Consider the following 24,935-nt stretch of genomic DNA (forward strand, 5'->3'; position numbering starts at 1 on the left):
TGTTGGTACCCAAAGTGGCAGGACACCTCCCGAGATGTTCTCTAATCTCAAGCAGCACAGCCAGCGTTAAAGCCCTTTGTTTTTGTCCAGTGTTTGACTGGGGAGCTCGCCAAAACTGGTGAAATATCTCCTTGAAAACCGTCCTTGGTGTTTAAACCCGTAGCTAATAGCGACATCACGAACTGTCAAGGTATGATTTTTTTCATCTTGCTTGAGCATTAATAGTGATCTTCTTGCCTCTTCAAGTCTTATTTGCGTCATCATTTCAATGATTCCCATGCCGAAGTAATCTTGGCAAACTCTGTAAAGTGATGCTTGACCAGTATCTAGATGCTGACATACATCTGAAAGTGTCATTGGAGAGATCATTCGACTGCTGTCATGTGAAAGCTCCACAATTTCGCCAAGCAATCGATAGTTTTTTGTCAATCCCTTCTTATAGCCTCGTTTGTTTCCACTTTCCAGGCATGCAACGATTAGGTCATAATATTTTGTCGGATTCATTATTCCTCTTGCCAAGTCCTTCCTTGTTAATTTCTTAAGTTGATGCAGAGACTCATTATTTATATCGAGACCCCTTGCTTTTGAGAGGTTATCGATGGCTTGTGCTGCATTACATTCTTTAAGCATTTTCATCAAAATATTCTTATCAAGCATGCAAGCTGTCGATGAGCAACTATTTGAATATTTACCCCACGAGTTCCCTGGTGAAGTATTGAGAGTATTGAATCCCCCAAGACTAGCTTCCTTCATTTCATACCCCTCGCAATAGCCGAAAGGATCGTTGAATTGGCAGGTTGGTGTAATCCAATTGAAGTCAACCGACCAAGCTGTTCCCCAGCCCTCATATAAAAGTGGCTGTGTTGATTGTATTTCAGCTAAAGCGATTCCAGCAGATTGTTTGAACGACATCGTGTATTTCCCCTCACCCGGCTCAAGTTGAGTGATGCGGGTTGTCTGTCCCAACTCATTGAGAGATTCTGAGAGCTGGATATGATCTGAATAAGCGAGTTCTAATTTCATTAACTACGCCTCGTAAATAGATCTGTTACCAATACAGAGGCCTTACTTGATTTATTAATAGTCTCATCGGGGCTCTCTTGAAATGTTTGATAGTATAATTTCTGAAATGTTATCCAGTTTTTAAATCCATAGTACAAAGCATTTTGCTTCTTTGTGAAATTTTTAAGTCCTTTTGGTACGTGCGGATTTAGGTAGGATTTTTTGACTTGCTCTAGTCTGATGCTTTTTATTAAATCGAGAATGGGCATATCAAAATTTGTTCTACAGGCAATGCTTAAGGACTCTTTTTCTGTGTTCAAATATTTGGTAATCTCACTAATTGTTAGGGGTGGCATTCCTTCCCTATCTTCATAAAGTAGCTTAACAAGATCTTCGATGAGCTCTGTTTTATCTGATCTTTCGGTTAGAATTTCTAGATCGCAAGGTTCTTCTAATGTTGCAATCGCTAAATCATAAAAAGCTTCTGACTCGCGCAATCCTTTTGTAAAATGACGATCAAATAGGCTCTTTAGTTGAATGCTTGCTGAGCTATTTGAATCAATTCCAATACATTCTTCAAGCTTCGCGAATGCATTATATGCATTCATTTGATCAATCTTTTTTTTCATCTTTTCCCACTTAAGACTCATGCAGCAAAGCTGAGTATTTGCGCCAACGATATCCCATACGTTTCCTCCTGTTTTGTTTAATCGATTAAATCCTGCAATACTTAAATCCATCATCTTATGGCCACTGATGATTGTATTGGTTTGAGCTTGTTCGCCGTTGCTATTTATCCAGCAGAAGGCCACTGAATTTTGGTTGGCTTCTTCTTCATACAGAATAGTTTGATTTGATTTGAAAATTTCAAGATGCGCATCATTGATTGGTGCACAAATTGAACTAGTGACCAACTCACCTTTGCTTAGTTGTGTTACATTGCATGAAAAATTTGATTTTGAATAATAATCTGAATAGTGATCTATGCAATAGCTCTCCATCGAGAGGAGATCGTTGAAGACAAATTCCTTAGCTTTCCTTGCCTTCATTGTTGTGTATTGGTGAGTTCTTGGCAATAATTCAAATTATTTTAGGTTGTTTATGCAGTCGTGAGGAGTTGCTGTCGTGTGCCTTTACATTTCATCTTCCCAGGAAAATCACACTTCTCCCATATTTTTCGCATTATTCACTTTCCTTCATTATTGCAGTTCTCAATTGTGCGCTTGCGCTATGTGATTTGGCGAAATTTGATATTAGCGAAAAACATATTTGTTAAACGGCAAATTTATTAATCCAGAAACGTATTTTTCGCCGCTTTTTTTGGAGAATCTGTTGTATTTAGTTTAAAGCGACAATTGTCCGATGTCTAAGTCTGCATTGCATGCATTCATCGATAGAGCTCGAGCTGATGAGGATTTTCGCTCAAAGCTTGCACACCTTGACCCCAATCAAATTATTGAATTTGCAGGGCAGAATGGTTTTATGTTCTCGGATGAAATTAAAGGGCGCTTTATCAATCGATGGAGCGGTGTTTACTTTTGCCCCCAGGCCATCGAGGTTGGACAGCTCTGTCCTGCTTTAGTTCCCGAAGGTTATAAAAATCTGATTCATTATGCTCAATCGACCTGCAGTTCTAGCACTCTTTCAGAGGAGGAGCGGGATTTCAGGTCTGGAATAAAATATTAGACGACCTTACATGCAAATGATTTTAAAATATCTAAAGGTACGACTTCAGTTGCAGAGAGATTTGTCGATTCAATAATGACGGGTGGTGCTACTCCGTCAATTCTGGCTTGTTCCCATCGTTCAGCACATAAGCACCAATGATCCCCGGCTTTAAGGCCCGGGAATTCCATCAATAGGTTCGGATCAATCAAGTTATTACCTTGTGATTTTGTATATTTAAGAAAGGTATCTGTTACGACACTGCATATAGAATGATTGCCTAAGTCCGAGGAGTCTGTTTTGCAGTAACCATCTAAATACCATCCTGTTTTTGGGCTGCATCCACATATTTTCAATGGTTTTCCTAGTAAGTTGACGAGCATTCTCAACGTTTGAAATAGCTTGGTTTGGTTATCCAAGTCAGGCTTTGAATAAGCCTAATTTTGGCTAACCGCTATTTTCAATCGGCAATAATGCCCACAGTATTCATATATGAATTTTGCACAATGCTGCTGATGTGCATGACTGTTGTAATTATATCGGTAGGGAATTTGGTTGAGCCTAATGAGATTATTTTTTTGAGTTATGTCTTTTTTTAGGCTTGCTGTTCTGAGCCGCCAGCTGGAACTCCTCTAGTGGCTATTTCGTACATTCGTTGATGAATGTTCTCTGCCTCAATGTTAAACCAATCGATATACCTTATCGCTTTGATCTTCTTCTCGCCTAAATTGAAAATTTTATATTCCAGTGTTATGAAATCACCTTTGAACGCTTTATATCCTAACTCTAATAAGATCTTGCCTTGAGTTGTTGGAAGATGAATGTCTGCATGGTTTGTGCTTGTTGTTGTCTCGAGCGTCACAGAAGCGTTGGTTCCATCTCCTGATATATCTCTAATTCTTAGAAATAAAGCTGAATTAAAATTTTCGTCTATTAATCTTTTTGAGCTTTCTCTGATCGTCCAGTTGCATTGAATCGTGCCATAATTGATTTTGTAATTTAGACTGTCCTCTCTGCCATTTATGCCGCTGGCAGATAAATACTTCTTAAGAGCATGTAATTTAGATGTTAGCCATTTCATTGAGGATTTTAAGCTGAGTTCTTCCGACATATTATGGCTTGATCGTTCGGATAGTTGTGTCAAAGCACACTATTTAAAATGTGATGATTGATGTACAAGTGTGTAGTGACTCGCGCTGACTTTTGAGGTGTTTTGCGCTATTTGCGTTCGTTTATTGCGTATTATCGATATGCAAAGAAACTTAATTTTTGTGGCCATTTATCCCAATTTTTTTTTGAAATCTTAGCGATCGGTATATTTTTTTCTGTGCAAATGAATTGCATTGATTGTTTATCGTCCTTGCATTGGCGTTTTTTTTCTTCTTGTTTTAGTACTAAGTCTATTGTCTTGACTCGGATTTCGCGGTCACTGCAAGCGTCGCCTCTTGTCGCAATCAGGTCTTTGTACTTCGCTTGTATTTCGTTTTCTTCGAAATTATCTGGTGGGACAGACCGTTCGAGATCTTCTATCTCCTGTTTTGCAAACTCACACTTATTGTTTTTTACGATTCGCTCTCGTCTCCACTGCGCTTTGATCTCACTTTCATTCGGTGGCGTTAATACAGTGACTGTCCCACCTTGTTTGATCCACGCCATTGATGCCTTTTGAGCCTCGTCCTTTGAACGATTTGGTCTGAGGCAAGACGTCAGTGTAAGTATTGCTAAAAGAAGAATTGTTCCTCTTGTTATTGCCATGTAATGCATGGTTTAGTAGGGGCTGAAGTGAGTTACTTGTTGAAAAAACTCAATTCAAATTATTTTTGTATATTCTCACTGTATCAGTTCCGGCTCTTATAGTTTCTGGCTCACTCTCAATGATTCTTTTGATGTTGTTGTTGGTCTGATTTTTTGCACCGTTTCAAGACAGTTGAAAAGTTTTCAGGCTAGCTGTGGGTTCTCGTCCTGTGACTTGGTTTTGTTTGAAGGTGGTTTCCAATTCAACTTGCACATCATTTGGGAAAATAGCCTTGTTGTTCCAGCGGGATCAACAAGCAAACAACAATGCTTGCTGCCCAAACACCCCACCACCACTTGAAAAGACCGACATATGCACTTCCAGGACATCATCGGCACGCTGAACAGCTTCTGGGCCAACCAGGGCTGTTTGTTGCTGCAGCCCTACGACACGGAAAAAGGGGCTGGCACGATGAGTCCTCATACGGTGCTTCGTGCCATTGGGCCTGAACCTTGGGCTGTTGCGTATCCAGAGCCCTGCCGACGTCCGACGGATGGCCGCTATGGAGATAATCCCAACCGGGCGCAGCACTACTTCCAATATCAAGTTCTGATCAAACCGTCTCCTGATGCGATCCAGGAGACCTACCTCGCTTCCCTTGAGGCGTTGGGAATCAAGGCAGCCGATCACGATATTCGTTTTGTTGAAGACAATTGGGAATCCCCCACCCTTGGCGCTTGGGGTGTGGGTTGGGAAGTATGGCTGGATGGCATGGAAGTCACCCAATTCACTTACTTCCAGCAATGTGGCGGATTGGATTGCAAGCCTGTCTCGATTGAGATCACTTACGGGTTGGAGCGTTTGGCGATGTATCTCCAGGATGTGGAGAGCATTTGGGATCTGAGCTGGAATGCCGACCGTAAATACGGCGACATTTGGCTTCCCTTTGAAAAAGGTCAATGCAAATTCAACTTTGAGGCCTCCAATTCAGAACGGCTCAAGCAATTGTTTGCCATTTATGAGGCTGAGGCGTCGGATCTAATTGATCAGCAGTTACCCGCACCAGCCCTTGATTTCGTACTCAAGTGCAGCCACACGTTCAACCTGCTCGAGGCGCGTGGCGTGATTTCGGTGACGGAACGCACCGCCACCATCGGCCGGATCCGCAACTTGGCTCGCAAGGTGGCAGAGGCCTGGTTAGCGGAGCGTGAGGCCTTGGGATTCCCGTTGCTTCCCAGTGACTAACCAACAGCTGGGGGAACACTCGCGTTAGCTGCTGGGATCGCCCTGCCAACGCGCCGATCCATTGATTACATCGCCCTCGGTCTGTTCCTGTTGTTGTTGATCAAGGGTCTGTTGTGGGGGGTGCCATCACCAGGCACCCATGATCCATCCCTGCTGAATGGCCGCACCGTTGAGCTGATCGGTCGGTTGCACGCTGATGCCCGGGTCTTCGACACCAGCTGTTCGGCCTTGATCGCTGTCGACCGCATCGATGGTCGTCGCTTTCGCGGTCTCACTGAGGCGGTCCTGCGACCTTGCCCAAACCCTCCCCAGCATGGCTGGCAGTTAAAGCTCACCGGTGCGTTGAAGGCACCGCAGTCCAGTGTTCATCCTCTTGTATCTGGGCCTGCTAGCCGTCTTGATCGGCTCGGCTGTTGGAGTCAGCTCCGGGCTAATCAGTGGCAGGTGTTGCACAAATCCTGGACTCCTATTGCGGATGCACGTCGGTCGATTGCCGCACGGTTTCAGCAGGTGGCGGGTCTCCAACGCGGTGGTCTGCTTGCGGCCCTTGTTCTCGGTGGTGCCCATGTTCAACTTCCGGCCGAGTTGCGCGAAGCCTTCCGTGTTGCTGGCTTATCGCATGCCTTAGCGGCGTCTGGATTTCATTTGTCGGTTGTTCTTGGCTCCGTCTTGGCCGTTGGCCGCAACGTATCCCGTCCGCTTCGGGTGTCGCTCGGATGTTGTGCCTTGCTCTTGTTTCTCACCCTCGCGGGGGGGCAACCATCGGTGGTTCGTGCGGTGTTGATGGGGGCGACCGCACTGCTTATCCGCGAGTCAGATCAGCGCAGTCGGGGAGCGGGCGTGTTGTTACTCACGTTGATTCTGATGTTGTTGATTCGTCCCGATTGGGCCCACTCCGTTGGCTTTCAACTCAGTGCTGCTGCCACGGCTGGTCTCACCCTGTCGGCCCCCGGATTGGAACAACAACTCCTGCGGTGCTGTCCATCGCGGATGCGTTGGCTTGCTGCTGCGTTTGCGGTGTCTTGGGCGGCTTTGGTTTGGACCCTGCCGCTGCAACTGCTTCATTTCGGATCCACACCGCTCTATGCGCTCGTTGCCAATCTTCTGGCGGCGCCCCTGTTGGCTCCCCTCACGTTGTCGGCGATGGGCTTAGCGGTGATCGCTTTGCTCTTTCCCCACCCTTTCTTGGTGGTGTTGGCCTGGCCCGTGCAGCAGCTTGCGGCACTTTTGATCGCTTTGGTGCACTGGATTAGCCATTGGCCCGCAGCCCAATTGCTGACCGGTCATCCGCAGCCTTGGGTGGTGCTGATGATGGCTTTTGGTTTGATCCCTTGGGTTATCAACTCCCATCGCGGACTACGTGGTTTTGGCGTGGTGACTCTTTTGAGTGCCGTTTTTCTCCATGCCGTTGTGCAGCTGGGGGATGGCGTTGTGGTTGCGTCGCGCTTTGGACGGCACTGGCTACTGGCCCGCCATCGGGGTCGGGCTGCTCTGGTGAGCACCCATGCCGATTCGCAAAGTTGTCGTATTGCTCAGCAACTGGCCCATGCCCACGGACATCGTCGTTTGGATTGGCTTGTTCTCTTGGATCCTGTGGCTTCGGAGGCAATGGGCTGCTGGACCTTGATGGCGGAGCATGTCCAGGCTCCGCATCAGGGACAACTCCCCCTGGTGAAGGGACAACGCTTGCGTAGCGACGGCCTGGTGCTCTCGTTGCTGACTGATAAGGGGCAGGCTTTTCAGCTCCAAGCTGGTGAGCAACGATGGCGCCTGCTGCCCAAGCCCCAGGCTCTTTGGGCTCTTAGCCATTCGGTTCTTGCTCGACCCGGGAGATGGACGCAAACATGGCTGGGTTTCCAACCCACGAAGAGTCAGCAACGTTGGCTGCGTCGTCTAGAGGCCAAAGACGCCATGCGGATGGACCTTTAGAATCGACGAGCGTCTCTTTGACGTTATGGAGAGGTGGCAGAGCCCGGTTGATCGCGCACGACTCGAAATCGTGTAGGGGTAACACCCTCGAGGGTTCGAATCCCTCCCTCTCCGTTTTAAAAAATGATCAGGAGCTCTTTCGCTACTGTCAACACCATGGCGTTTGGCAGTAAGCCGATGAAGGGTTATTGATTTGCTTTGAATTAGATGAAATCAACCGCAAGAATAATTGCTTCTATTAGATGCTATGCCTTTGGTATTCGCTTGATCTTCTGCTCTCCAGGCTTGAAGTACATCAGGAAAATGCTCTTCAATGCATGTATCGCAAATCCCATGGCTGAAGTTTAAATTTGTTCGTGATGATAAATATTTATCGAGATGCATCCAGTGACCATTCGTGTCTTTTGCTTTTCTGCAGTAAGAACAAGTACTAATAATTCCTCCTGCCTCTGTTAGCGAGCAAAAGGATTCGATGAGCTTGATTGATCGCTTCCTTAATTCAAGGAAAGAAACCGCTTGCCTCGCAAGTGATTCCATGATTTTGCACTGAACATCTGTGAGGCCATGGGGCTTTCGATCAATAACGCAAAGGGTTCCTATCCGATGGTTTTGGTCATTTTGTAGGGGAAAACCTGCATAAAGTCTGATCTGAGGCTCTCCTTGAACGAGTGGATTATCGACAAAACGCTCATCTTGAAGGGCGTCTTCAATGATTAATGGCTCAGGGGAGTGAATTGCATGGGCACAGAATGACCAGTCTCTTACTGTTTCTTCCACATCAACGCCCACCTTTGATTTGAACCATTGGCGATTCGTATCGACCAGGCTGAGGAGAGCGATGGGCGTATCGCAGGTGAGAGAAGCTATTTTTGTAATGTCGTCGTAGTTTTGTTCGGGTTTCGTTCCAAGAATCCTGTATTCACTGAGTGCTTTCAGGCGTTCTGATTCATTTACAGGGATTTCCGGGGTCTTCACCGTTGCGGTAATCTATTTCTTTAAATCTTGGACGGAATCTAGTTATTGGACAAAAAGGAGAATAAAAATTCATTTTAAATTGTTTAAGTGTCGAGCCATGAAGATTTGTATTGATTTAATATCCATTCATCACTGGCTTTAAATGCCGTTTAGAGCTCTCTTGTGAAATCTGCCTGATTTGGAGTTGCTCAATAAAAAGAGACTGTGTTGATTTTGTTGAATATTACTTGTTTCGATGTAGACACTGCACACGGCGCTTGCTCCGTCAATTTTCATTCATTGATCATTTGTATTCACTAGGCTTCAATGGTTGCTGTTCTGGCTAACAAGCCAAGCACTAAACGAAAGCATTAGAACGCATCCGCAATATTGAAGAACCTCAATAATTGAATCGACTTCAAAGCTGATCATCAACTTAAATGCTGTAACAATTAAGGCGACAATGATAACGTTAGTCAGTTTTTGTTTGAGACTTTCGAGTGAATTGATACTAAGGATGTTTCTTCTGTCGTCCGTTAGGTCTTGCAAGCGTGGGTCGATATCAGAGATGATTAATTCGTAGACGCCATAGCCGAAAATAAGCAATGCTATTCCAATCACATAGTAATCAATTCCACCCACCACTTTGCCGAGAAGGAGGATGCTTTTATCGGAGTCGAAGTGCCCGTTAAAGAGCTTATGGAGTGCAGATAATTCTTCATGAGTTCCTAAGATGAAACAGCTTATGCTGCCTAAAAGGCTCATTAGAACCGGAATGATACTGATCAGCCTGAAGCGCCACAGCCATCGTTCAAAGTTTGCTTCAATGCGATTTCTTCTGTTCTGTGAGGCGTTTGAACTCATGGATAGCTCGTTTCTAATTACTGCTCTTTAGTGGATTATTACTCATACGTTGTTGCTTCTGGATGCTTGATGATTGAGTCAAATTTAGACCAAATTTCAAACCTTTTTGCTTGATTGAATGAATTCTTTGTGGGAGGGACCCTCTTTTGGCGCTTCGATAGGTTTCACCCTGCTAAGCCGAATCATTTTGTCCGGTTTAAACTCTGGAAAAGTTGTTGATCTGAGATGGGGTTAAGGGCATCTGCGCGTCAATTGCTCAAACGTGTGATTGGGGAGTCGTCCTATGAAACTCTTCGGCATGCCTTGCGAGACGGGCCCGATGGCGCCTTTAAAGGAGGGCGTCCAATCCCATGGTCCTTAAGCAGCAATGCCACACCTTTTCTGAAGCGATTCAAGGGCTCCACTGCTGATCTGCCCCGGGTCTCGGCGACTCAGCCCAAAACACCTGAAAGTGAGACGGTCAAGAACAGCCCGATCTGCTGCAGTAAGTTTCTTGCCACAGACACTCTTCAGATCGATTATGTGAGCAAGGTAGGTCAATCATCCTCTCGGATGATTCGTACCGAGGAGGTCTATGAATATGACGATGGAGTTTTTGTTTTAAGGGCTTGGTGTTCCCTCCGAAAAGATTACCGAACATTCGTTAGCTCTCGGATTCAGTCGTGTTGGGATGCATTTACTCAAGAACCGATCGGTGACTTGCTGGGCCGCCTTAAGAAAGCCTCGTCGTTGGATCCTGGAAACGTTGCCCATGAGGTTCTCACTCTCAGCTCTCTAGAAATTCCGATTGCGATTAACTCCCTGATGAAATCATCAGGACACAAGAGCTATGACAAGCGATTTGTTCAAGGGGCGAAGAGGCGTGCCTTAGTTCGTTGGGTTCTTGGTAAACCGAGGGCGTTATCGCTTCTTCAAACATTGCCCTTGGAAAAGCGCGGTGATGTTGAGGAGATTGTTGAGCGGGCGATTGGTGATACCAAGGTCACTACCAGTACCTATCACTCTTGTGTGGGTGCTTTGCAAAAAACTCGATACACCCCTCATCTTGAGTTCAGGCGTGAAGAGTTGATTCTGTTTATCGCTGAGGCGATGCTGGGTGATCCCGCGAAAGATCCTGTTGTAAATGCATTAAAACAGGATTTGCTTGATCCTTCATTTCGAATCAAGCCTGGTTTGGATGACCTGCAAGAGTTTCATAAAGAGTTCAAGAAACTCAAAAAAGATTCAGACAAAGCAAAGAAAAAATATCAACGTAAAAGTAAACCCAAGACTGTTTCCTCGAACTACCGCCTCTATGAGAGAGGACAGCCCGTGCGTTTATTAGCGATTGATGAGGCGCTGCGCCAGCTCAAGGTTTGTGTTGAGTCGGAGCGTTTCCTTCTCGGTAAAGCTGAGTTTGAGCAAAGGGTGATGGATGCTGTCTCTGCTGAGTTCACAACCAAGGATGTTGAGGGTGAGATGTTTTCAAAACGTCTGGGTGAAGGTCTTAGTACTGCCTATTGTGCATTTGGACTTCGTAAATATAATTCATCGTGGTTTACAGATTCCTACGGTAAGGAGTGGCTTGATTTGAAGACCCGCTCCAGTTCGTAGTAATTTATTGTGATGCATATCCTGAAATTCAATCACTTATTGCTATTGCATAAAAGACTTTTAAGTATGAAATTGTGTAATGTCAAATAAACCATTTCATCGGATTTACCTGCAACCAACGCAATCTCGACTGTTCTTTTCATTTGTTACGTATACGCCGCAAACAAGGGATCAAATGATTCGCTGTGGCGACTTGCAAGATGATGAGGAATACATCAATCAAGTTGTTTGTGATTTCCTCCTTTTTATTGCAGAGGGGATTCTTGACGTGAGATTTACAAGCGATTTCCCGATTCAATATGATGATGTAATGATTGTTTGTTCTCGTCAGCGTGGTCGGGGAGTTCAACATGAGTACCTTCTTGGCATTCAAGCTGATCGCCTAACGAATTCTGGATTGGATCTTCTTGATCTTCTAAGCAACGTGCTGTCAAGCCCGCTATGGGAAGGATTTGTAAAGCGTAGAGATTGAAATAATATGCTTATCTTAAGGAGATGATCAGATAAAAAGTCAGCATGAGTGTAGTGAATCCTCCAAGCCAAAATGTTGCAACAAAGAGCAAGTGCTTTTTCATTAAATCTCAGGATGTTCAGTTCTGAGTGGTGTGTTGTTTGTATTTGCGTCGAACTCTTTCAGGGCTGGTTTGGTTGGTTGATCGATTGAGGCTGGCGGCTGATGCTGTTCTGTCTCTGGTGAGATCGTTTCGGCTGCACTACGAAGTAGATCTGCGGTGATGCGTCTTGCTTGGGGGGACGTGAAGAGTAGATATCCAAGGACCAGTCCAATGAAAATTTTCAACATTTTTGCAGTTCTTCTGTGTTGATCATTGCTGACGCTCGTCAGAGATTTGTCTCTGTTTGTCGACGCGTCTATTGTAAATCTAGACGGTACTAGTCACAATAATTGTGTTGACCGTTTTTAATGAAATGACTGCTGATTCGCCCAAGGGTAAGGAGTATTGGATGGATGAAATTGCTTTTCTTGAGGCTCGTCTGAACGGTAGTCAGGGGGATATTGATTCAGATGATCGCAAGGCCTGTGAAGAGGCTTTAAAAGTGGCAAAAGTGAATCTTTCTGCCGGAAAGTCATGAATGGAATTTCTCACTGAATCCAATCAATGCCTTGATCGAGAGCAAGCCATTGCATTGCTGGTTTCTCTTGTGGCCTTCGACGCTAATTCTGAAAAGAAATGGAGAGGCTTTTATAACTCGTTGACGTTTGATGAGCTGTTAGTGGAATGGAGTGAATGCTGGGATTGCTTGGTCGATTGAACAAGGGTCCTTAATGGACTATTGGCTTATACGGACTTGATCAAGAATGAAAAAGAAGCACAAGTCCTTGTTCCACTTGGTGAAATTCGCGTTCTTCGCGGCTGAGGTCTAAGCCCACGGTTAAACCTTCTTGGAGTGCATCCTCGAAGGGGGGAGTGCTTGGCGTATTGGTTTCCGTCCACAGCGCAGCGATTCCGATGGCAGTTGCGTGCCATCGGAATCGGCTGGTTGTGCCGATGTCCGGTTCGTTCAACGCCTCCTCAAGGAGGGTGTTGATCGTTAGGTTCGAGCTGTACATGTCCACCAGCATCGTGAGCTCCTAAGGACCCTGCAACGAGCTGAGAGAATTTGTATGGATACTTCGTCAAAGATCATGTCGCCGGCCTCCGATGCGTTGCCCCGGCGCATTGCTCTCGTTCATGAATGGTTTACTCCCCGATCAACCGGTGGAGCGGAGCTTGTTGTTGAGGCTTTGGATCGCTTGCTGACCGATCTCGAGCGGCAACCCACCCTGGCGGCTCTTGTTGATGGTGAAAGCAAACGCCGAGGTAGTTGGTTGTCGGGCCGTTCAATCCGTACCAGTCCGATTCAGAATTTGCCGTGGGGAGTGAGCCATGTGCAGCAATATTTGCCACTCCTTCCGATGGCGATCGAGCAAATTGATCTTGGGGATGCTGATTTGGTGATCAGCAGTAGTCACCTTGTGGGCAAAGGGGTGCTCACGTCGCCCGACCAACTCCATATCAGTTATGTGCATACGCCGGTGCGTTACGCCTGGGATCAGATGCATGCCTACCTCCATCGTTCAGCCTTGGCTCGACGGGGGCTAGGCCCTTTCATTCGCTGGCAATTGCATGCGTTGAGGCAATGGGATCAACTCAGCGCTCAGCGTGTGGATCACCTCATCGCAAACTCTCGCTTTACTGCTCGCCGGATTCGTAAGTTCTGGGGACGTGATGCTGAAGTGATCCATCCCCCCGTCGATGTGGCGCGGTTCCGTTGGCAGTCCAGCCGTGACGACACCTTTTTATGTGTGTGTCGATTGGTTCCCTACAAACGCGTCGATTTGGTGGTTGAGGCGTTTAATCGGCTTGGTCTTCCTTTATTGGTTGTTGGCGATGGCCCAGAGCGATCGCGCTTGGAGGCGCTCGCAGGGGGCAACGTCACCCTGTTGGGGCGTCAGTCCCAGCAGCAGGTGGAAACGTTGATGTCGCGCTGTCGCGCCTTTGTGTATGCAGGGCTTGAAGATTTTGGGATTGCTCCGGTCGAAGCCATGGCGGCAGGTGCTCCGGTTATCGGCCTCGGTCGTGGTGGTTTGCTCGACACGGTGCGATGTGCTGCCAAAGGTTGCTCAAAGCCCACTGGCGTGCTTTTCCCCGACCAATCGGTGGAGTCGGTGATGCAGGCCGTTCAGTGGTTTCAGCAGCAGCAGCGGCTTGAGTCGTTCAACGCAGAGTCCATTAGGTCTTGGGCTGAACGTTTTCGTCCGGAGGCGTTTGCGGCCCGCTTTGAGGCGTCCATGCGTCGGTCGTGGGCAGACCACCAGATGCGCTGTGCCGTTGCGGCGAGTGACCCCGCCGAGGTGTCAGGGCTGTTCTCCTGACGTTGAGTGTGTTGAGACGCAAACTGAGCCTTTGACCACGGCCCCCCGGCCCTCTCTGCGTAAAACCACCGGTTTGGGAATCGGGCGGGGTTCTTATCGCCCCCATTTGGCTGTGATATCGGCCCCGCCCTCCACCCTCACCGCTGGTTCATTGATTCGCCAGCAGAGCAGGACTGGTCGGGGACTGAAGCGCACTGGAGATGTGGTTTTTTCCTTGGCCGTTTTGGGCTTGGGTTCACCGGTGCTTCTGCTCTTGGCTTGTTTGATCAAACTCAGTTCACCCGGCCCTGTCTTTTACGTTCAGCGGCGTGTGGGTCGGGATTACCAACGTTTTGGTTGCATCAAGTTCCGCACAATGCGCCCTGATGCAGATGTCGTCCTTGCCAAGGTGTTGTCTGAAGATCCCGAGCTGAGAGCTGAATACGAACGTGATTTCAAGCTCAAGAGCGACCCGCGCATTACTTGGGTTGGAAAGTTTTTAAGACGTTCGAGCCTCGACGAATTACCTCAGTTCATCAACGTTTTGCGCGGTGAGATGAGTGTCGTTGGACCTCGACCGATTGTCGATAAAGAATTGAGTCGTTACGGCCCTTATATGGATGAAGTGGCGGCTGTGCGCCCTGGCCTCACTGGCCTCTGGCAGGTGAGTGGTCGTAATAATCTCAGTTATAAAAAGCGAGTCAAACTCGACTTGGCTTACGCCCGTGGTCGTTCATTCGTCCTTGATGTTGCCATTATTCTTCGCACCTTTGGGGTGTTGTTGCTCCCCATGGATCGCGGTGCCTATTAGGGCATTCGCCTGACTCGTTTTTCGAGCTCACCAGATCAAGATCACTCCAAGTAGCCAGAAGAGTTCGAGCTTGAGGTTGAGGTTCAACACCCTCATAATTGCCGTTCGATCGGGTGGTGGGCAGTTTTCAGCCAAGATCGGTTTATTCACCCAATTGGCCCCGTAGCGATTGCGGCCTCCGAGGCGTATGCCGGCGCAGTGGGCGAAGCTTGCCTCCGAGCGTCCTGCATTTGGCGATGGATCTGGAGCTCCATCGCGCTCTGCGGCTCGAACGAATTCAAACCATTGGCTCCATGGTTGCGCCACGAGCGGCAACGTCACCATCACGATTCGGCAGGGAATCCAGGTGAGCAGGTCGTCGAGACGAGCTCCAGCGGTGCCCATCCAGTACAAGCGACCCGTTCGGTACCCGAGCATGGAGTCCAGGGTGCTGCTTGCTTTGAAGGCCCAAGCCAGGGCCAATGGACCGGGGAGATCTGGTCTGATTCTCCAAAGGGCTAATCCGAGCAGCATCCAAAACAGCGGTGCAAACAGACCGTCCACTGCATTTTCCGAAGCGCTTTCCGCTGTTGCTCGAAGGATCTCTTGCTCATTCAGCTCGCTGACATCGCGACCCACAATCCAGCTGAGTCGTTGGCGCGCCGTCGTGAGATCCCCCTGCCCGATTGTCGTTGGCAATGCGTAGATCACAGCACGCACGCTGGATCGCAAGCTACGGGCGGCCAGGGCGCTTGCTAACCCAATCAATAGCAGGCTCCAGCCCAATGCATGGATGGGTGCTGGAGCAAAACACAAGCGCTCAATCGCCCAGCCCACCGTGCCGCTACCCAGCACCACTGTCATGGTGATCAGCCCACCACCCAGCCTGAGGGCAAAGGGATCGTCACCCACCACCCATTCCAAAAGGGACCGCAGCGTTTTGATGAACCAGCCCATCACGACGACGGGATGCACAACCCGGGCGGGATCTCCGATTAACCAATCCAGCCCGGCGGCGGCCGCAACCAGCCAAATTCCGGGCTGAACAACGATCAAATCAAGCGTCTTTTAGCCAGCTGAACATCGACCGAAGGCCTTTTCCAACCTTTTCAATCGGATGCTGGGCATCGCGCTCCCGGATCTTTTTCATTTCAGGTTTTCCTGCATCGCACTCGGCGACGAAGTTCCTCGCGAAGGTGCCGTCTTGAATGTCCGCCAAGACACGCTTCATCTCGGCTTTGGTATCGGCCGTGATCAGGCGAGGTCCACTCACGTAGTCGCCGTATTCGGCGGTGTTGGAGATGGAATCCCGCATGGATGTGAGCCCGCCTTTCACCATCAGGTCGACGATCAGCTTCACTTCATGCATGCACTCGAAGTAAGCCAATTCAGGCTGATAGCCCGCTTCAACCAACGTTTCAAAGCCTGCTTTGACCAATTCTGAAAGACCTCCACAGAGCACGGCTTGCTCACCGAAGAGGTCGGTTTCAGTTTCTTCTTTGAAGTTGGTTTCAAGAATGCCGGCTCGCGTTCCACCAATGCCTTTGGCGTAGGCCATGGCAAGGCCGCGTGCATTTCCGGAAGAATCCTGTTCAATTGCGAACAGGGCAGGAACTCCCTGCCCGTTTTGGTATTCCCAGCGCACGGTGTGACCTGGCCCCTTGGGAGCGATCATCACCACATCGACATCAGCCGGAGGCTTGATCAGTTCGAAGCGGATGTTGAAACCGTGGGCAAAGCTCAGAACCTTCCCACTCTGGAGGTGGGGAGCGATTTCTTTCTCGTAAACGTCCTTCTGGAATTCATCCGGAAGCAGCACCATGATCCAGTCCGCCTTGGCGGAGGCTTCGGCCACAGTTAAAACTTCCAGACCATCGGCCTTGGCTTTCTCCGCCGAGCGACTGCCCTCGTAAAGACCAACGACGACGTTCACGCCGCTGTCTTTGAGGTTGAGGGCGTGGGCGTGGCCTTGGGAGCCATACCCAATGATCGCAACGGTCTTGCCGTTCAGCAGACCAAGATCGGCGTCGGAGTCGTAGAAAAGCTGGGCCATCCGGGGCGGGTTTGCAGAGCGGAGCAGTGCAAAAGCTTACGCAGGTGCCGTCTGGTTTGGATCAGGCTTCGTTCGGGTGAGAGATCACACGGTCGATCAGGCCGTAGTCCATGGCTTCTTGCGCACTCAAAAAGTAGTCGCGGTCCGTGTCCTTTTCGATTTTCTCGAACGTCTGGCCACTCATGTCGGCCAAGGAGTGGTTGAGCATGTCTTTCATGCGGAGAATTTCACGGGCCTCGATTTCAATGTCGCTCGCCTGACGACGACTTGTACCGCCCAAGGGTTGGTGGATCATGATCCGACTGTGCGGTAGGGCCACCCGTTTCCCTTTCGTTCCAGCCGCTAAGAGGAAAGCTCCCATGGAGGCGGCGAGCCCCACGCAGATAGTGACCACCTCACTTTTGACGTATTGGATGGTGTCGAAGATCGCTAGACCTGCAGTGACGGAACCACCTGGGGAGTTGATGTACAAATAGATCGGTTTGCTGCTGTCCTCAGAGTCGAGATAAAGCATTTGAGCAACGAGGCTGTTGGCAATGCCATCGTTCACCTCAGATCCGAGGAAAAGAATGCGCTCAACACCGAGACGGGTGTAGATGTCGACCCAGCGCTCCATTTGGCTGCCGGGAAGACGATAAGGGACGCTAGGAGTACCGATCGGCATGGGTCAGGTCAGGGAAGTGAGTAAAAAAAGAAGGATGAAAACGATCAGTTAGCTGTGGAGCCGGGGAGATCTTTGCGGCTGCTCAGGACCCGGTCGATGAGGCCGAATTCAACGGCTTCATGGGGCGTTAGGTAACTCATTCTGTCTGAGTTTTTGCTCAACTCCTCGACAGTGCGACCCGTGTTGTTGGAGAGAATCTCCAACATGGCCTGCTTGTTGTGCAAGACCTCTTTGGCTCTAATTTGGATGTCGGTGGCTTGTCCCTGAGCACCACTGCGGGGCTGATGCAAAACGATGGAGGAATGCGGTAGCGCTGCGCGCTGACCTTTGGTTCCTGCAGACAAGATCACGGCAGCAGTACCCATGGCCTGGCCGATACAGATCGTGTGAACGGGAGGTTTGACATAACGCAGGGTGTCGCAGATAGCGAATGCCTCTGTTTCGAAACCAATTGCGTCGCCGGAATACCAACTCGTTCCAGTTGAATTGATATAAAAATAAATTGGTTTTTCTGGGTCATCAAATTCCAGAAAAAGCAATTGGGCAATAATTAATTCGGTAACGTCAATGCCCATTTGACGCTTGGCATCGTCATCTGAAAAGAGCGGCAATCCCAGATAAACGATCCGTTCTTTGAGAAGCAAAGAAGGAAGATCAGGGGGCGGCGTTCTCATTGCGGCGCCGTCGCCGTAATAAGGGGCTGACGTGGTCATTTCCTCGCAACATCTCGAGTGGAAAAAGCCTAGCGGGGGTCGATGGGTCGTTGAGCAGTGGTTTGATCGGTTTTGGACTTGGCCTCACTCTTGACCTGACTTTTTCCCTTATCACTTGATTTATTTTCTTTGTTGGCCTCGAGCCGAGCAAACACCATCCGACCAGTCGGTGTTTGTAGGGCACCGGTCACCACGACAGGACGTCGCTGTCCAATGAGCTCCCGCGCATCGTTGACGACCACCATCGTTCCGTCCTCGAGGTAACCAACCCCTTGGCTGGCTTCTTTGCCCTCCCGAACGATTTTTAATTTGAGTTCATCACCAGGTTGCACTTCTGGGCGCAATGCAATGACCAACTCACTCAGATTCATCACCTTGAGGGATTTCACTTGAGCGACTTGGGCCAGGTTGAAATCTGCTGTCACCAAGGTTCCGCCAGTGTCTCCAGCGAGTTGAAGCAGGCGGTCGTCGGTGCCTTTGCCGTCGTACCGGGTGCTGTTGATCACCAACCTGCGGCCATAGGTTTCACGTAAATCCCTCAATAATTTCAGTCCACGACGACCTTTAGCCCGTTTTTCGATGTTGGTCGAATCCGATAGTTGCTGCATCTCATCAATCACAGATTCCGCAACGATCACCTGACCCTCCAACAGGCCACAGGCGAGCATGCCGCGAATACGACCATCGATGATCACGCTTGTATCGAGGATTTTTGCGGTCGCTGGGGTGAGCACTCCATCGGCGACCAGCAGTGCTTCAGTGCTGGCTGGGTTGAACAACCGAAGCAGGGTGCGTCCATGCACTTCGGCGAGGTTGCTTCCCAATATTCCGAAAAACACATTGCTGACAACCGCCAGGAGTGGCTTGACCAGCGCAACGCCACCGGAGAAAGGCAGCAGCAAAACCGGAAGCAGCAGCAAATTGGCTACCAGCAAGCCCAGGATTAATCCCAAGGCTCGGCTTACAAGCAGATCGGTCGGCATCGTGCGGACCTGCTGCATCAGGCTCACCCGCAGCCTTTTGAAGACGAGGCCAGCGATCAATCCAATCCCACCGCCTGAGGCCGTCAGGATCAAACGAAGTTGCTCTGCATCGGTGGTTTCGTTCACCACTCCGATCGGAAGGAGATGAATTCCCATCCACCCAGCGGCAGAGCCGGAGAGGATGAACAGCAGCAGGATGAGCGGATCCACCATGGGCTCAGGTCGTGGCAGCTCAGTCCGAATAATCGAAGCATGCCTTATCCCGCTCCACCTCGCAGCGCCTACCTCCACATTCCTTTCTGCCACCGTCGCTGTTACTACTGCGACTTTGCTGTTGTTCCCCTTGGAGATCGGGCCCGCGGTGGCCAGGGACCAGGGAGTGCTTCAATCCAAAGTTATCTCAAGGTCTTGCATCGTGAGATCGCTTTTGCACCAACGGGTCCACCGCTTTCTACGGTGTATTTCGGAGGTGGAACTCCATCGCTTTTAAGTCCGGATCAGATCGCTGATTTGCTCGATCAGCTCCGGTTGCGCTACGGGCTGCAAGAAGGTGCGGAAATCACCCTTGAGATGGATCCCGCCAGTTTTGATCAGCATCAGCTGAAGAAAGTTTTGGCCCTTGGGGTGAACCGGATCAGCCTTGGGGGCCAAAGTTTTGATGATTCGGTCTTGGAGCAGTTGGGTCGACGCCATCGCGCCAAGGATCTCTTAGAGGCCTGTGAATGGATGGACGATGCCTATCGATCTGGGGAACTCAGCTCTTGGAGCTTGGATTTGATTCAGAGCCTGCCTGGACAGACCCTGGCGGGCTGGGAGCATCAGTTGGATCGGGCCATCGCCTGTGGATCGCCGCATATCTCGATTTACGACCTTTCTGTGGAACCGGGAACGGTGTTCCATCACAGGCTCAACCAAGGTGATCTGGCATTGCCCGACGACGATGTCTCCTGCGATCTGATGGCACTGACATCGGCCCGTCTATCCACAGCGGGGTTGCGTCGTTACGAGATTTCTAACCATGCCAGGCCTGGGCATGCGTCGCGGCACAACCGGGTGTATTGGAGTGGAGCGGGTTGGTGGGGGTTTGGCATGGGGGCAACATCCGCCCCATGGGGACAACGCATCGCTCGGCCGCGGACCCGTGAGGCCTATGCAGCGTGGTTGGACGATCACCGTGAATCGGAGTGTGGACTCGGAGTGCCCCTCGATGAGCAGCTGCTGGTGGGATTGCGGCGAGAGGAGGGAATGGATTTGGGTGCGTTCAATCTGAGCTCTGCCCAGATCACAGCCTTGGAAGAGCGATGGGCACCATTCCTCAAAGAGGGATTAATGCAGCGGCGTGCCGGTCGATGGTGTTTAAAAGATCCGGAGGGGATGGCCCTTAGCAATCGGGTTTTGCTGGAGGTGGTGCTGTGGTGGGAGAGCCAGCCCGATGCTGCTGGATCCAGCCCCTCAGGGCCTCTGTGCAGAGCTGGCGTCCATTCAACAAAGGGGGGCTGAACGGCGGTTGTTGTGGGGTCATACCCAATAGATCTGCTGTGACACGCACCTGCCCATCACAGTCGTCGCCGGCGCCGATGCCGATCACAGGAATTCCTAGCTCATCCCTTGCTCGCCCGGCCAGCTCGGCGGGAACATGCTCCAGCACGAGGGCAAAACAACCCATTTCCTCGAGGGTCAAGGCCTGTTGGATCAGACGGTCCTGACTGACTGGATCCAGGGCTTGGCGTCGGTATCCCAAACGATGCACCGATTGAGGCGTCAGGCCCAAGTGACCCATGACAGGGATGCCCATTCGCACCAGCCGGGCCACAACAGCGACGATCTCGGGATCCGCTCCCTCCAACTTCACCGCAGCGGCGGAGGATTCTTTGAGGAGTTTTCCCGCAGCGGCCACCGCCAGGTCTGCACCACATTGATAGCTGAGGAATGGCAAGTCACAAACGAGCAGCGGCTGCTGGTCATGGGATGCCGTAAATCCTCTGGCCACGGCAAGGGTGTGATGCAGCATTTGATCGAGGGTGACTGGCAGCGTGGTGGCATGGCCCAACGCCACCATCCCCAACGAATCACCCACCAAAACCACGTCGGCCCCTGCCGCCTCAACCAAGGCAGCCGAGAGGCAATCCCAAGCCGTCAGCATGGTGATTGGGCGTCCGCTCTGCTTGAAACGGATCAGGTCGAAGGGACGCATGAAACTTTCGGTCTCCCCTTCATCACATTGCTAGCATCGCAGTGACTCGGACCCATGCGGTTCTGACGCCCAAATCTGGTCAGGACCGGAAGGTAGCAGCCACACGGGATGCTCAGGACAGGCGTGGACTCCGGGTCACCAAACAATGCTGAAGTCAGTTCTGGTTCTCGGTTTCCTGTTGCCGACGTCTTAAAAACTCAGGAATCCGAGCTCCGTTTTCTTCCGCGATTTGGGGAGATAACGGATTATTAGCGACGCGATTCGTGCGTTCAGATCGGTAGGTTTGGTTGTTTTCGAAGCCCGTGGCGATCACGGTGACGTGAATCTCTCCTTCAAGCGCTTCATCAACGACTGCACCAACAATGATGTTGGCTTCTGGATCAACCACGTCGTAAATCACTTCAGAGGCTGTGGTCATGTCCTCAAGGGTCATGTCCTTGCCACCGCTGATATTGATGACGCAGCCCTTCGCTCCATCAATGCGTTCGGTTTCGAGAAGGGGGCTGGCAATTGCCGCCTGTGCTGCCTCGATCGCACGGGACCGACCGGACCCGATGCCGATGCCGAGGAGGGCTGTTCCGGCTTCCGTCATCACCGACCGGACATCGGCAAAATCAACGTTGACCAGGCCAGGGCAAGTAATGATGTCGCTTATGCCCTTGACGCCCATCCGCAAAACGTCGTCAGCGCTGCGGAATGCTTCTTGAAGCGGTGACCCAGCAATGGCATCACGGAGTCGATCGTTCGGAATCACGATCAAAGTGTCGACGTGCTCTGCTAATCGAGCAATGCCTTCGTCGGCTTGGCGCATGCGCCGACGTCCTTCGAAGCTGAAGGGCTTCGTGACGATGCCGACGGTGAGGGCACCAATCTCACGGGCGACCTCCGCGACAACGGGGGCGGCACCCGTTCCCGTTCCGCCGCCCATGCCAGCCGCGATGAAAACTAAATCGGCTCCTTGAAGCGAATCATGCAGATCGGTGCGGGATTCTTCCGCTGCTTTCTGGCCGATGGTGGGATTACCGCCGGCACCTAGGCCTCTTGTCAAGGTTTGGCCGAGTTGCAGGCGATGAATGGCCTGCGACTGGATTAAGGCTTGTGCATCCGTATTCAGAACGCGATAAGCGACGCCCTCCAGGTCGCTCAGGATCATGCGGTTGACCGCATTGCTTCCACCACCACCGACGCCGATCACCTCGATGCGAGCCGACTGGCTGGGTTGAATCCCAGCACTTTCTAAGGAGGTCCGACCGCTCGCCATCTCCATCGCTTCGGCAGAATGAGTGATGTGTGGCTGCATTATGTCTCTGAGAGCAGTTATTGGCTCGAATTAGCCTCAACTAAAGACAGGTTGATCGACTTTGAGGGTGTGCAGCGTTTCTCATTCAAGGGATTGGCGCTTCTGAAGCAGGAACGGTTGTCACGGGTAGCTGAAGCTCGGGGCGGTCGGGATTCGTGAGATCCAGGTAACCCTGATTCGGCTTTAACAAGTCCGGAGGCAGGGTTCGTCTCAGCTGAACGATCGCGTCAATTTGTTCATTCAATCGTCCGCGATCTTGTCCCAGGTCGATACGACCGGTGTTGCTTGTTCGCAAACTGATTCCTCCATCCGGATGCACGGTGATGGTTTGGAGCTTGCCTTGGAATCGGTTGCGATCTTCAAGGAGTTTGGCAATGGCGAGTCGTTGAGACAGCCTCCAGCCATGAACGGTGATGGCCGATAACGGCATGGGCATGGACGAGTTGGCACTGAGGGGGATCCAACGACCGTCGGCATCGACCATTCCGCGTTCTCGTAATCCCGCCTGTTGTCGGGTCGCACGAGCCACTGGCGTTTGACGCAGCAGATGGACTTCAAGCCTGGCTGGATGGAGGCGTCTTTCGATCGATGCTGCCTGTACAGGAAGGTCGCGGAGAAGCTGGCGCTCCAGCTCCGCAGGACTCACTTCAAATAGCGGTTGGGGAAAAGACAGCTTCCCCGCTTGGGCCACTTGTTCAGCTCTGAGCCCTGTATCCCCGCTGATCACAATTCTGTCGATGCTGTCCATGGTCCATCCATGGCGCAGCAACAACCAGCCAAGGCCGCTGCCGAGCAACAGACAAATCGCTACACGCCATGCTTGAACACCAAGCTCTCGGCGTTTGCGCTGGCGTAGTTCTCGACGGCGTGCGCGTTGCGGTGAGAGAGGACGACTCACCGTTCAGAGATCGCAGCGGGCTCGCGCCATGAGCTGCCCCCCCCAGTTTCTGGCCCGTTCGGCATCGGCAAATGGCACATCCATCTGCAGGCCTTTGCCCACCAACCTCAAACGACAGGGGCCTTGGGATTCATCGGTGAGAGGTGCATCGCCCGATGCGAGTGCCATGAGCTCAACTAATTCCAGCTTGCAAACGTCGAAGCTTCCTTGATCTTGAAATTTTCCAGCTTCAAAACGGCTCCAATGGAGCTGCCCATTTTTGAGCTGTGCTCCGCCGCTGCCGTCAAGTTTGGCGAGCTCTGACCCCTTGGCCCAGGTGCGAAACATCGTCTGACGACGACGTTCTAGCCAACCAAGGGAGGCCAGCAGGACGAAGGCGAAAAGGAGTGGAAGCCAGAGCAGTCCGTGACTCATCGGGACAGTGGGGACGCTGCTTTCATTCTCCTGCGGATTGAACCAGTTTGTGCACGAGCTGGTCGAGTGTTACGCCACTGGCCTCCCAGAGCATGGGGTACATGCTCTGACTTGTGAAGCCAGGCAGGGTATTGATTTCATTGATCCAAAGTTGATGTTTGGTGTCGTCGTAGAAAAAATCAACGCGGGCCATTCCCGTAACACCCAGTGCCGAGCAGGCTTCGAGGGCTTGTTTCTGAACACGCTCGGCGACACCCTCTGGCAGCTCAGCCGGGATCACCGTTGTACTAAGCCCGGCGGTGTATTTCGTGGTGTAGTCGTACCAATCGGCATCGAAGCGCACCTCTCCAACAACAGACGATCGAAGCTGATGTCCCCCTAAAACAGCGCACTCCAGTTCTCGGGCATGAACGCCCTGTTCCACCACCAGACGAGGGTCGAGCTGCGCCGCATGGTCGAGGCCTTGCTCCAGCTCATAACGGTTGTGCACTTTGCTGATCCCCACCGAAGAGCCGAGATTGGCTGGCTTCACAAAGCATGGGTAGTGCAGTTCGGCTTCGATCCGATCCAAAACATGTTCACGTCGGATGGAATCATTGAGATCGGTGGCATTCAGTCCGACGTAGGGCACTTGAGACAGGCCAGCGCCTGTGAACGCCGCTTTCATCGCAAGCTTGTCCATGCTCACCGCTGATCCGAGGACTCCTGCACCAACGAAGGGCTGACGCATCAGTTTGAACAAGCCTTGAACAGTTCCGTCTTCTCCGTTCGGTCCATGCAACACCGGGTACCAAACCTCAACGGTCTCACTGCCCTCGGGGAGACCCCGAAAGCCTTTGGCCTTGAGCGGGTCAGATTGATCGATGGGCTTTTGACTCGCCAAGACCCGATTGGCGACCGTTTCTCCCCACCAGCGCCCCTCCTGGTCGATATAAAACGGAATCACGCGGTAGCGCTGACTGTTTTCGCCGCTGCGTAGACCATGGATGACCGTGGCTGCTGACCGAATGGAGACCTCGTGCTCGCCGGAGTAGCCGCCAAAAACAAGACCGATCGTTGTGGGTCGCGACTCCATGGCTCGGGCT

27 protein-coding genes, 1 tRNA gene and 1 other RNA gene are annotated in these 24,935 nt (G+C 50.9%); 11 read left to right on the forward strand and 18 right to left on the reverse strand.

Features of this window, described 5'->3' with window-relative positions; genetic code table 11:
- Window positions 1-66 precede the first annotated feature (66 nt).
- The gene (locus tag BL107_RS05890; protein ID WP_009789365.1) at window positions 67-1,023 is read right to left on the reverse strand and encodes a helix-turn-helix domain-containing protein; all 957 of its coding nucleotides are present in this window, start codon (window positions 1,021-1,023) and stop codon (window positions 67-69) included.
- Entirely contained in the window at window positions 1,023-2,051 is a 1,029-nt protein-coding gene (locus BL107_RS05895) for a hypothetical protein (RefSeq protein ID WP_006169724.1), read from the reverse strand. Before BL107_RS05895 ends, BL107_RS05890 begins: the two co-directional genes overlap by 1 nt.
- Window positions 2,052-2,364: 313 nt before the next feature.
- Between BL107_RS05895 and BL107_RS05900 the strand changes: the two genes are divergently transcribed.
- Window positions 2,365-2,688, forward strand: a complete 324-nt coding sequence (locus tag BL107_RS05900) for a Nif11-like leader peptide family RiPP precursor (RefSeq protein WP_009789366.1) — start codon at window positions 2,365-2,367, stop codon at window positions 2,686-2,688.
- Here BL107_RS05900 and BL107_RS12195 read toward each other — a convergent pair.
- The 3 genes from BL107_RS12195 to BL107_RS05910 all read right to left on the reverse strand — a co-directional run bounded on the left by BL107_RS12195 (window position 2,685) and on the right by BL107_RS05910 (window position 4,422).
- Entirely contained in the window at window positions 2,685-3,050 is a 366-nt protein-coding gene (locus tag BL107_RS12195) for a DUF2237 family protein (protein ID WP_009789367.1), read from the reverse strand. The genes BL107_RS05900 and BL107_RS12195 overlap by 4 nt on opposite strands.
- A gap of 212 nt (window positions 3,051-3,262) precedes the next feature.
- The gene (locus BL107_RS05905) at window positions 3,263-3,778 is read right to left on the reverse strand and encodes a hypothetical protein (RefSeq protein ID WP_009789368.1); all 516 of its coding nucleotides are present in this window, start codon (window positions 3,776-3,778) and stop codon (window positions 3,263-3,265) included.
- A 131-nt stretch (window positions 3,779-3,909) separates the two neighbouring features.
- Window positions 3,910-4,422 (reverse strand): hypothetical protein, encoded by a 513-nt coding sequence (locus tag BL107_RS05910; RefSeq protein WP_232192790.1) that lies wholly within the window; start codon window positions 4,420-4,422, stop codon window positions 3,910-3,912.
- Between the two features lie 352 nt (window positions 4,423-4,774).
- Between BL107_RS05910 and glyQ the strand changes: the two genes are divergently transcribed.
- The 3 genes from glyQ (at window position 4,775) to BL107_RS05925 (ending at window position 7,690) form a co-directional block, all read left to right on the forward strand.
- The gene (gene glyQ / locus BL107_RS05915) at window positions 4,775-5,647 is read left to right on the forward strand and encodes a glycine--tRNA ligase subunit alpha (protein WP_009789370.1); all 873 of its coding nucleotides are present in this window, start codon (window positions 4,775-4,777) and stop codon (window positions 5,645-5,647) included.
- Window positions 5,648-5,743: 96 nt separating this feature from the next.
- Entirely contained in the window at window positions 5,744-7,576 is a 1,833-nt protein-coding gene (locus tag BL107_RS05920) for a ComEC/Rec2 family competence protein (RefSeq protein WP_232192793.1), read from the forward strand.
- 27 nt (window positions 7,577-7,603) lie between these two features.
- A tRNA-Ser gene (locus BL107_RS05925) sits at window positions 7,604-7,690 on the forward strand.
- Between the two features lie 99 nt (window positions 7,691-7,789).
- Here the strand turns inward: BL107_RS05925 and BL107_RS05930 are convergent.
- Together BL107_RS05930 and BL107_RS05935 are read right to left on the reverse strand one after the other, a co-directional pair.
- Window positions 7,790-8,551 (reverse strand): GAF domain-containing protein, encoded by a 762-nt coding sequence (locus tag BL107_RS05930; protein ID WP_009789372.1) that lies wholly within the window; start codon window positions 8,549-8,551, stop codon window positions 7,790-7,792.
- Window positions 8,552-8,854: 303 nt separating this feature from the next.
- A complete protein-coding gene (locus BL107_RS05935) occupies window positions 8,855-9,394 on the reverse strand; it encodes a YqhA family protein (protein WP_009789373.1) in 540 nt (179 codons plus the stop codon).
- 552 nt (window positions 9,395-9,946) lie between these two features.
- Here BL107_RS05935 and BL107_RS05940 point away from each other — a divergent pair.
- From BL107_RS05940 to BL107_RS12610, 3 genes are all read left to right on the forward strand, one after another.
- Window positions 9,947-10,987 carry a transcriptional regulator gene (locus tag BL107_RS05940; RefSeq protein ID WP_232192796.1) on the forward strand — a complete coding sequence of 347 codons (1,041 nt, stop codon included), beginning with the start codon at window positions 9,947-9,949 and terminating at the stop codon, window positions 10,985-10,987.
- A 193-nt stretch (window positions 10,988-11,180) separates the two neighbouring features.
- Complete coding sequence (locus BL107_RS05945; protein ID WP_232192799.1) at window positions 11,181-11,459, forward strand: hypothetical protein; 279 nt, start codon at window positions 11,181-11,183, stop codon at window positions 11,457-11,459.
- Between the two features lie 455 nt (window positions 11,460-11,914).
- Entirely contained in the window at window positions 11,915-12,079 is a 165-nt protein-coding gene (locus BL107_RS12610; RefSeq protein WP_232192801.1) for a hypothetical protein, read from the forward strand.
- A 220-nt stretch (window positions 12,080-12,299) separates the two neighbouring features.
- Here the strand turns inward: BL107_RS12610 and BL107_RS05960 are convergent, their stop codons facing one another.
- Window positions 12,300-12,569: a hypothetical protein gene (locus BL107_RS05960; protein WP_009789378.1), complete on the reverse strand. Its 270-nt coding sequence runs from the start codon at window positions 12,567-12,569 to the stop codon at window positions 12,300-12,302.
- A 63-nt stretch (window positions 12,570-12,632) separates the two neighbouring features.
- Here BL107_RS05960 and BL107_RS05965 point away from each other — a divergent pair, with 63 nt between their 5' ends.
- Both BL107_RS05965 and BL107_RS05970 read left to right on the forward strand, forming a co-directional pair.
- Window positions 12,633-13,862 (forward strand): glycosyltransferase, encoded by a 1,230-nt coding sequence (locus BL107_RS05965; RefSeq protein WP_009789379.1) that lies wholly within the window; start codon window positions 12,633-12,635, stop codon window positions 13,860-13,862.
- A gap of 31 nt (window positions 13,863-13,893) precedes the next feature.
- Complete coding sequence (locus tag BL107_RS05970; RefSeq protein WP_009789380.1) at window positions 13,894-14,652, forward strand: sugar transferase; 759 nt, start codon at window positions 13,894-13,896, stop codon at window positions 14,650-14,652.
- 27 nt (window positions 14,653-14,679) lie between these two features.
- Here the strand turns inward: BL107_RS05970 and cbiB are convergent, their stop codons facing one another.
- The 5 genes from cbiB to BL107_RS05995 form a co-directional block, all read right to left on the reverse strand.
- Window positions 14,680-15,687, reverse strand: coding sequence for an adenosylcobinamide-phosphate synthase CbiB (gene cbiB / locus BL107_RS05975; protein WP_009789381.1), 1,008 nt, complete (start codon window positions 15,685-15,687; stop codon window positions 14,680-14,682).
- A gap of 1 nt (window position 15,688) precedes the next feature.
- A complete protein-coding gene (ilvC, locus tag BL107_RS05980) occupies window positions 15,689-16,684 on the reverse strand; it encodes a ketol-acid reductoisomerase (RefSeq protein ID WP_009789382.1) in 996 nt (331 codons plus the stop codon).
- 61 nt (window positions 16,685-16,745) lie between these two features.
- Window positions 16,746-17,348 carry an ATP-dependent Clp protease proteolytic subunit gene (locus BL107_RS05985; RefSeq protein WP_037988170.1) on the reverse strand — a complete coding sequence of 201 codons (603 nt, stop codon included), beginning with the start codon at window positions 17,346-17,348 and terminating at the stop codon, window positions 16,746-16,748.
- 44 nt (window positions 17,349-17,392) lie between these two features.
- Complete coding sequence (locus BL107_RS05990; RefSeq protein ID WP_009789384.1) at window positions 17,393-18,061, reverse strand: ATP-dependent Clp protease proteolytic subunit; 669 nt, start codon at window positions 18,059-18,061, stop codon at window positions 17,393-17,395.
- 29 nt (window positions 18,062-18,090) lie between these two features.
- Complete coding sequence (locus BL107_RS05995) at window positions 18,091-19,257, reverse strand: PIN/TRAM domain-containing protein (RefSeq protein WP_009789385.1); 1,167 nt, start codon at window positions 19,255-19,257, stop codon at window positions 18,091-18,093.
- A gap of 39 nt (window positions 19,258-19,296) precedes the next feature.
- Between BL107_RS05995 and hemW the strand changes: the two genes are divergently transcribed.
- On the forward strand, window positions 19,297-20,544 hold the full coding sequence (gene hemW, locus BL107_RS06000; RefSeq protein ID WP_037988172.1) for a radical SAM family heme chaperone HemW: 1,248 nt from the start codon (window positions 19,297-19,299) through the stop codon (window positions 20,542-20,544).
- Here the strand turns inward: hemW and panB are convergent.
- Window positions 20,426-21,238 (reverse strand): 3-methyl-2-oxobutanoate hydroxymethyltransferase, encoded by an 813-nt coding sequence (gene panB / locus BL107_RS12200; protein WP_009789387.1) that lies wholly within the window; start codon window positions 21,236-21,238, stop codon window positions 20,426-20,428. The genes hemW and panB overlap by 119 nt on opposite strands.
- Before the next feature lie 43 nt (window positions 21,239-21,281).
- On the opposite strand from panB, the gene ffs reads away from it, so the two are divergent.
- An RNA gene (ffs, locus tag BL107_RS12205) (signal recognition particle sRNA small type) lies at window positions 21,282-21,378 on the forward strand.
- Between the two features lie 14 nt (window positions 21,379-21,392).
- Here ffs and ftsZ read toward each other — a convergent pair.
- The 4 genes from ftsZ to BL107_RS06025 all read right to left on the reverse strand — a co-directional run bounded on the left by ftsZ (window position 21,393) and on the right by BL107_RS06025 (window position 24,925).
- Window positions 21,393-22,538, reverse strand: coding sequence for a cell division protein FtsZ (ftsZ, locus tag BL107_RS06010; protein WP_009789389.1), 1,146 nt, complete (start codon window positions 22,536-22,538; stop codon window positions 21,393-21,395).
- 85 nt (window positions 22,539-22,623) lie between these two features.
- A complete protein-coding gene (locus BL107_RS06015; protein WP_037988175.1) occupies window positions 22,624-23,436 on the reverse strand; it encodes a cell division protein FtsQ/DivIB in 813 nt (270 codons plus the stop codon).
- Window positions 23,437-23,439: 3 nt separating this feature from the next.
- Window positions 23,440-23,850, reverse strand: coding sequence for a hypothetical protein (locus BL107_RS06020; protein ID WP_009789391.1), 411 nt, complete (start codon window positions 23,848-23,850; stop codon window positions 23,440-23,442).
- Window positions 23,851-23,872: 22 nt separating this feature from the next.
- Complete coding sequence (locus tag BL107_RS06025; RefSeq protein ID WP_009789392.1) at window positions 23,873-24,925, reverse strand: D-alanine--D-alanine ligase family protein; 1,053 nt, start codon at window positions 24,923-24,925, stop codon at window positions 23,873-23,875.
- Window positions 24,926-24,935: the final 10 nt, after the last annotated feature.

Origin of the sequence: Synechococcus sp. BL107 (assembly GCF_000153805.1) — a bacterium.
Taxonomy (GTDB): domain Bacteria; phylum Cyanobacteriota; class Cyanobacteriia; order PCC-6307; family Cyanobiaceae; genus Parasynechococcus.

What these genes read in the sequence shown, in the direction of transcription:
- BL107_RS05965 (WP_009789379.1), top strand. Translation starts at nt 12,633, where the DNA reads ATGTCGCCGGCCTCCGATGCGTTGCCCCGGCGCATTGCTCTCGTTCAT.
- BL107_RS12195 (WP_009789367.1), bottom strand. Translation starts at nt 3,050, where the DNA reads ATGCTCGTCAACTTACTAGGAAAACCATTGAAAATATGTGGATGCAGC.
- BL107_RS05905 (WP_009789368.1), bottom strand. Translation starts at nt 3,778, where the DNA reads ATGTCGGAAGAACTCAGCTTAAAATCCTCAATGAAATGGCTAACATCT.
- BL107_RS05910 (WP_232192790.1), bottom strand. Translation starts at nt 4,422, where the DNA reads ATGGCAATAACAAGAGGAACAATTCTTCTTTTAGCAATACTTACACTG.
- BL107_RS06020 (WP_009789391.1), bottom strand. Translation starts at nt 23,850, where the DNA reads ATGAGTCACGGACTGCTCTGGCTTCCACTCCTTTTCGCCTTCGTCCTG.
- BL107_RS05985 (WP_037988170.1), bottom strand. Translation starts at nt 17,348, where the DNA reads ATGCCGATCGGTACTCCTAGCGTCCCTTATCGTCTTCCCGGCAGCCAA.
- BL107_RS05995 (WP_009789385.1), bottom strand. Translation starts at nt 19,257, where the DNA reads ATGGTGGATCCGCTCATCCTGCTGCTGTTCATCCTCTCCGGCTCTGCC.
- glyQ (WP_009789370.1), top strand. Translation starts at nt 4,775, where the DNA reads ATGCACTTCCAGGACATCATCGGCACGCTGAACAGCTTCTGGGCCAAC.
- ftsZ (WP_009789389.1), bottom strand. Translation starts at nt 22,538, where the DNA reads ATGCAGCCACACATCACTCATTCTGCCGAAGCGATGGAGATGGCGAGC.
- BL107_RS05935 (WP_009789373.1), bottom strand. Translation starts at nt 9,394, where the DNA reads ATGAGTTCAAACGCCTCACAGAACAGAAGAAATCGCATTGAAGCAAAC.
- BL107_RS05940 (WP_232192796.1), top strand. Translation starts at nt 9,947, where the DNA reads ATGATTCGTACCGAGGAGGTCTATGAATATGACGATGGAGTTTTTGTT.
- BL107_RS05890 (WP_009789365.1), bottom strand. Translation starts at nt 1,023, where the DNA reads ATGAAATTAGAACTCGCTTATTCAGATCATATCCAGCTCTCAGAATCT.
- BL107_RS05990 (WP_009789384.1), bottom strand. Translation starts at nt 18,061, where the DNA reads ATGACCACGTCAGCCCCTTATTACGGCGACGGCGCCGCAATGAGAACG.
- BL107_RS05895 (WP_006169724.1), bottom strand. Translation starts at nt 2,051, where the DNA reads ATGAAGGCAAGGAAAGCTAAGGAATTTGTCTTCAACGATCTCCTCTCG.
- BL107_RS05960 (WP_009789378.1), bottom strand. Translation starts at nt 12,569, where the DNA reads ATGCTGGTGGACATGTACAGCTCGAACCTAACGATCAACACCCTCCTT.
- hemW (WP_037988172.1), top strand. Translation starts at nt 19,297, where the DNA reads ATGCCTTATCCCGCTCCACCTCGCAGCGCCTACCTCCACATTCCTTTC.
- ilvC (WP_009789382.1), bottom strand. Translation starts at nt 16,684, where the DNA reads ATGGCCCAGCTTTTCTACGACTCCGACGCCGATCTTGGTCTGCTGAAC.
- panB (WP_009789387.1), bottom strand. Translation starts at nt 21,238, where the DNA reads ATGCGTCCCTTCGACCTGATCCGTTTCAAGCAGAGCGGACGCCCAATC.
- BL107_RS05900 (WP_009789366.1), top strand. Translation starts at nt 2,365, where the DNA reads ATGTCTAAGTCTGCATTGCATGCATTCATCGATAGAGCTCGAGCTGAT.
- BL107_RS06025 (WP_009789392.1), bottom strand. Translation starts at nt 24,925, where the DNA reads ATGGAGTCGCGACCCACAACGATCGGTCTTGTTTTTGGCGGCTACTCC.
- BL107_RS12610 (WP_232192801.1), top strand. Translation starts at nt 11,915, where the DNA reads ATGACTGCTGATTCGCCCAAGGGTAAGGAGTATTGGATGGATGAAATT.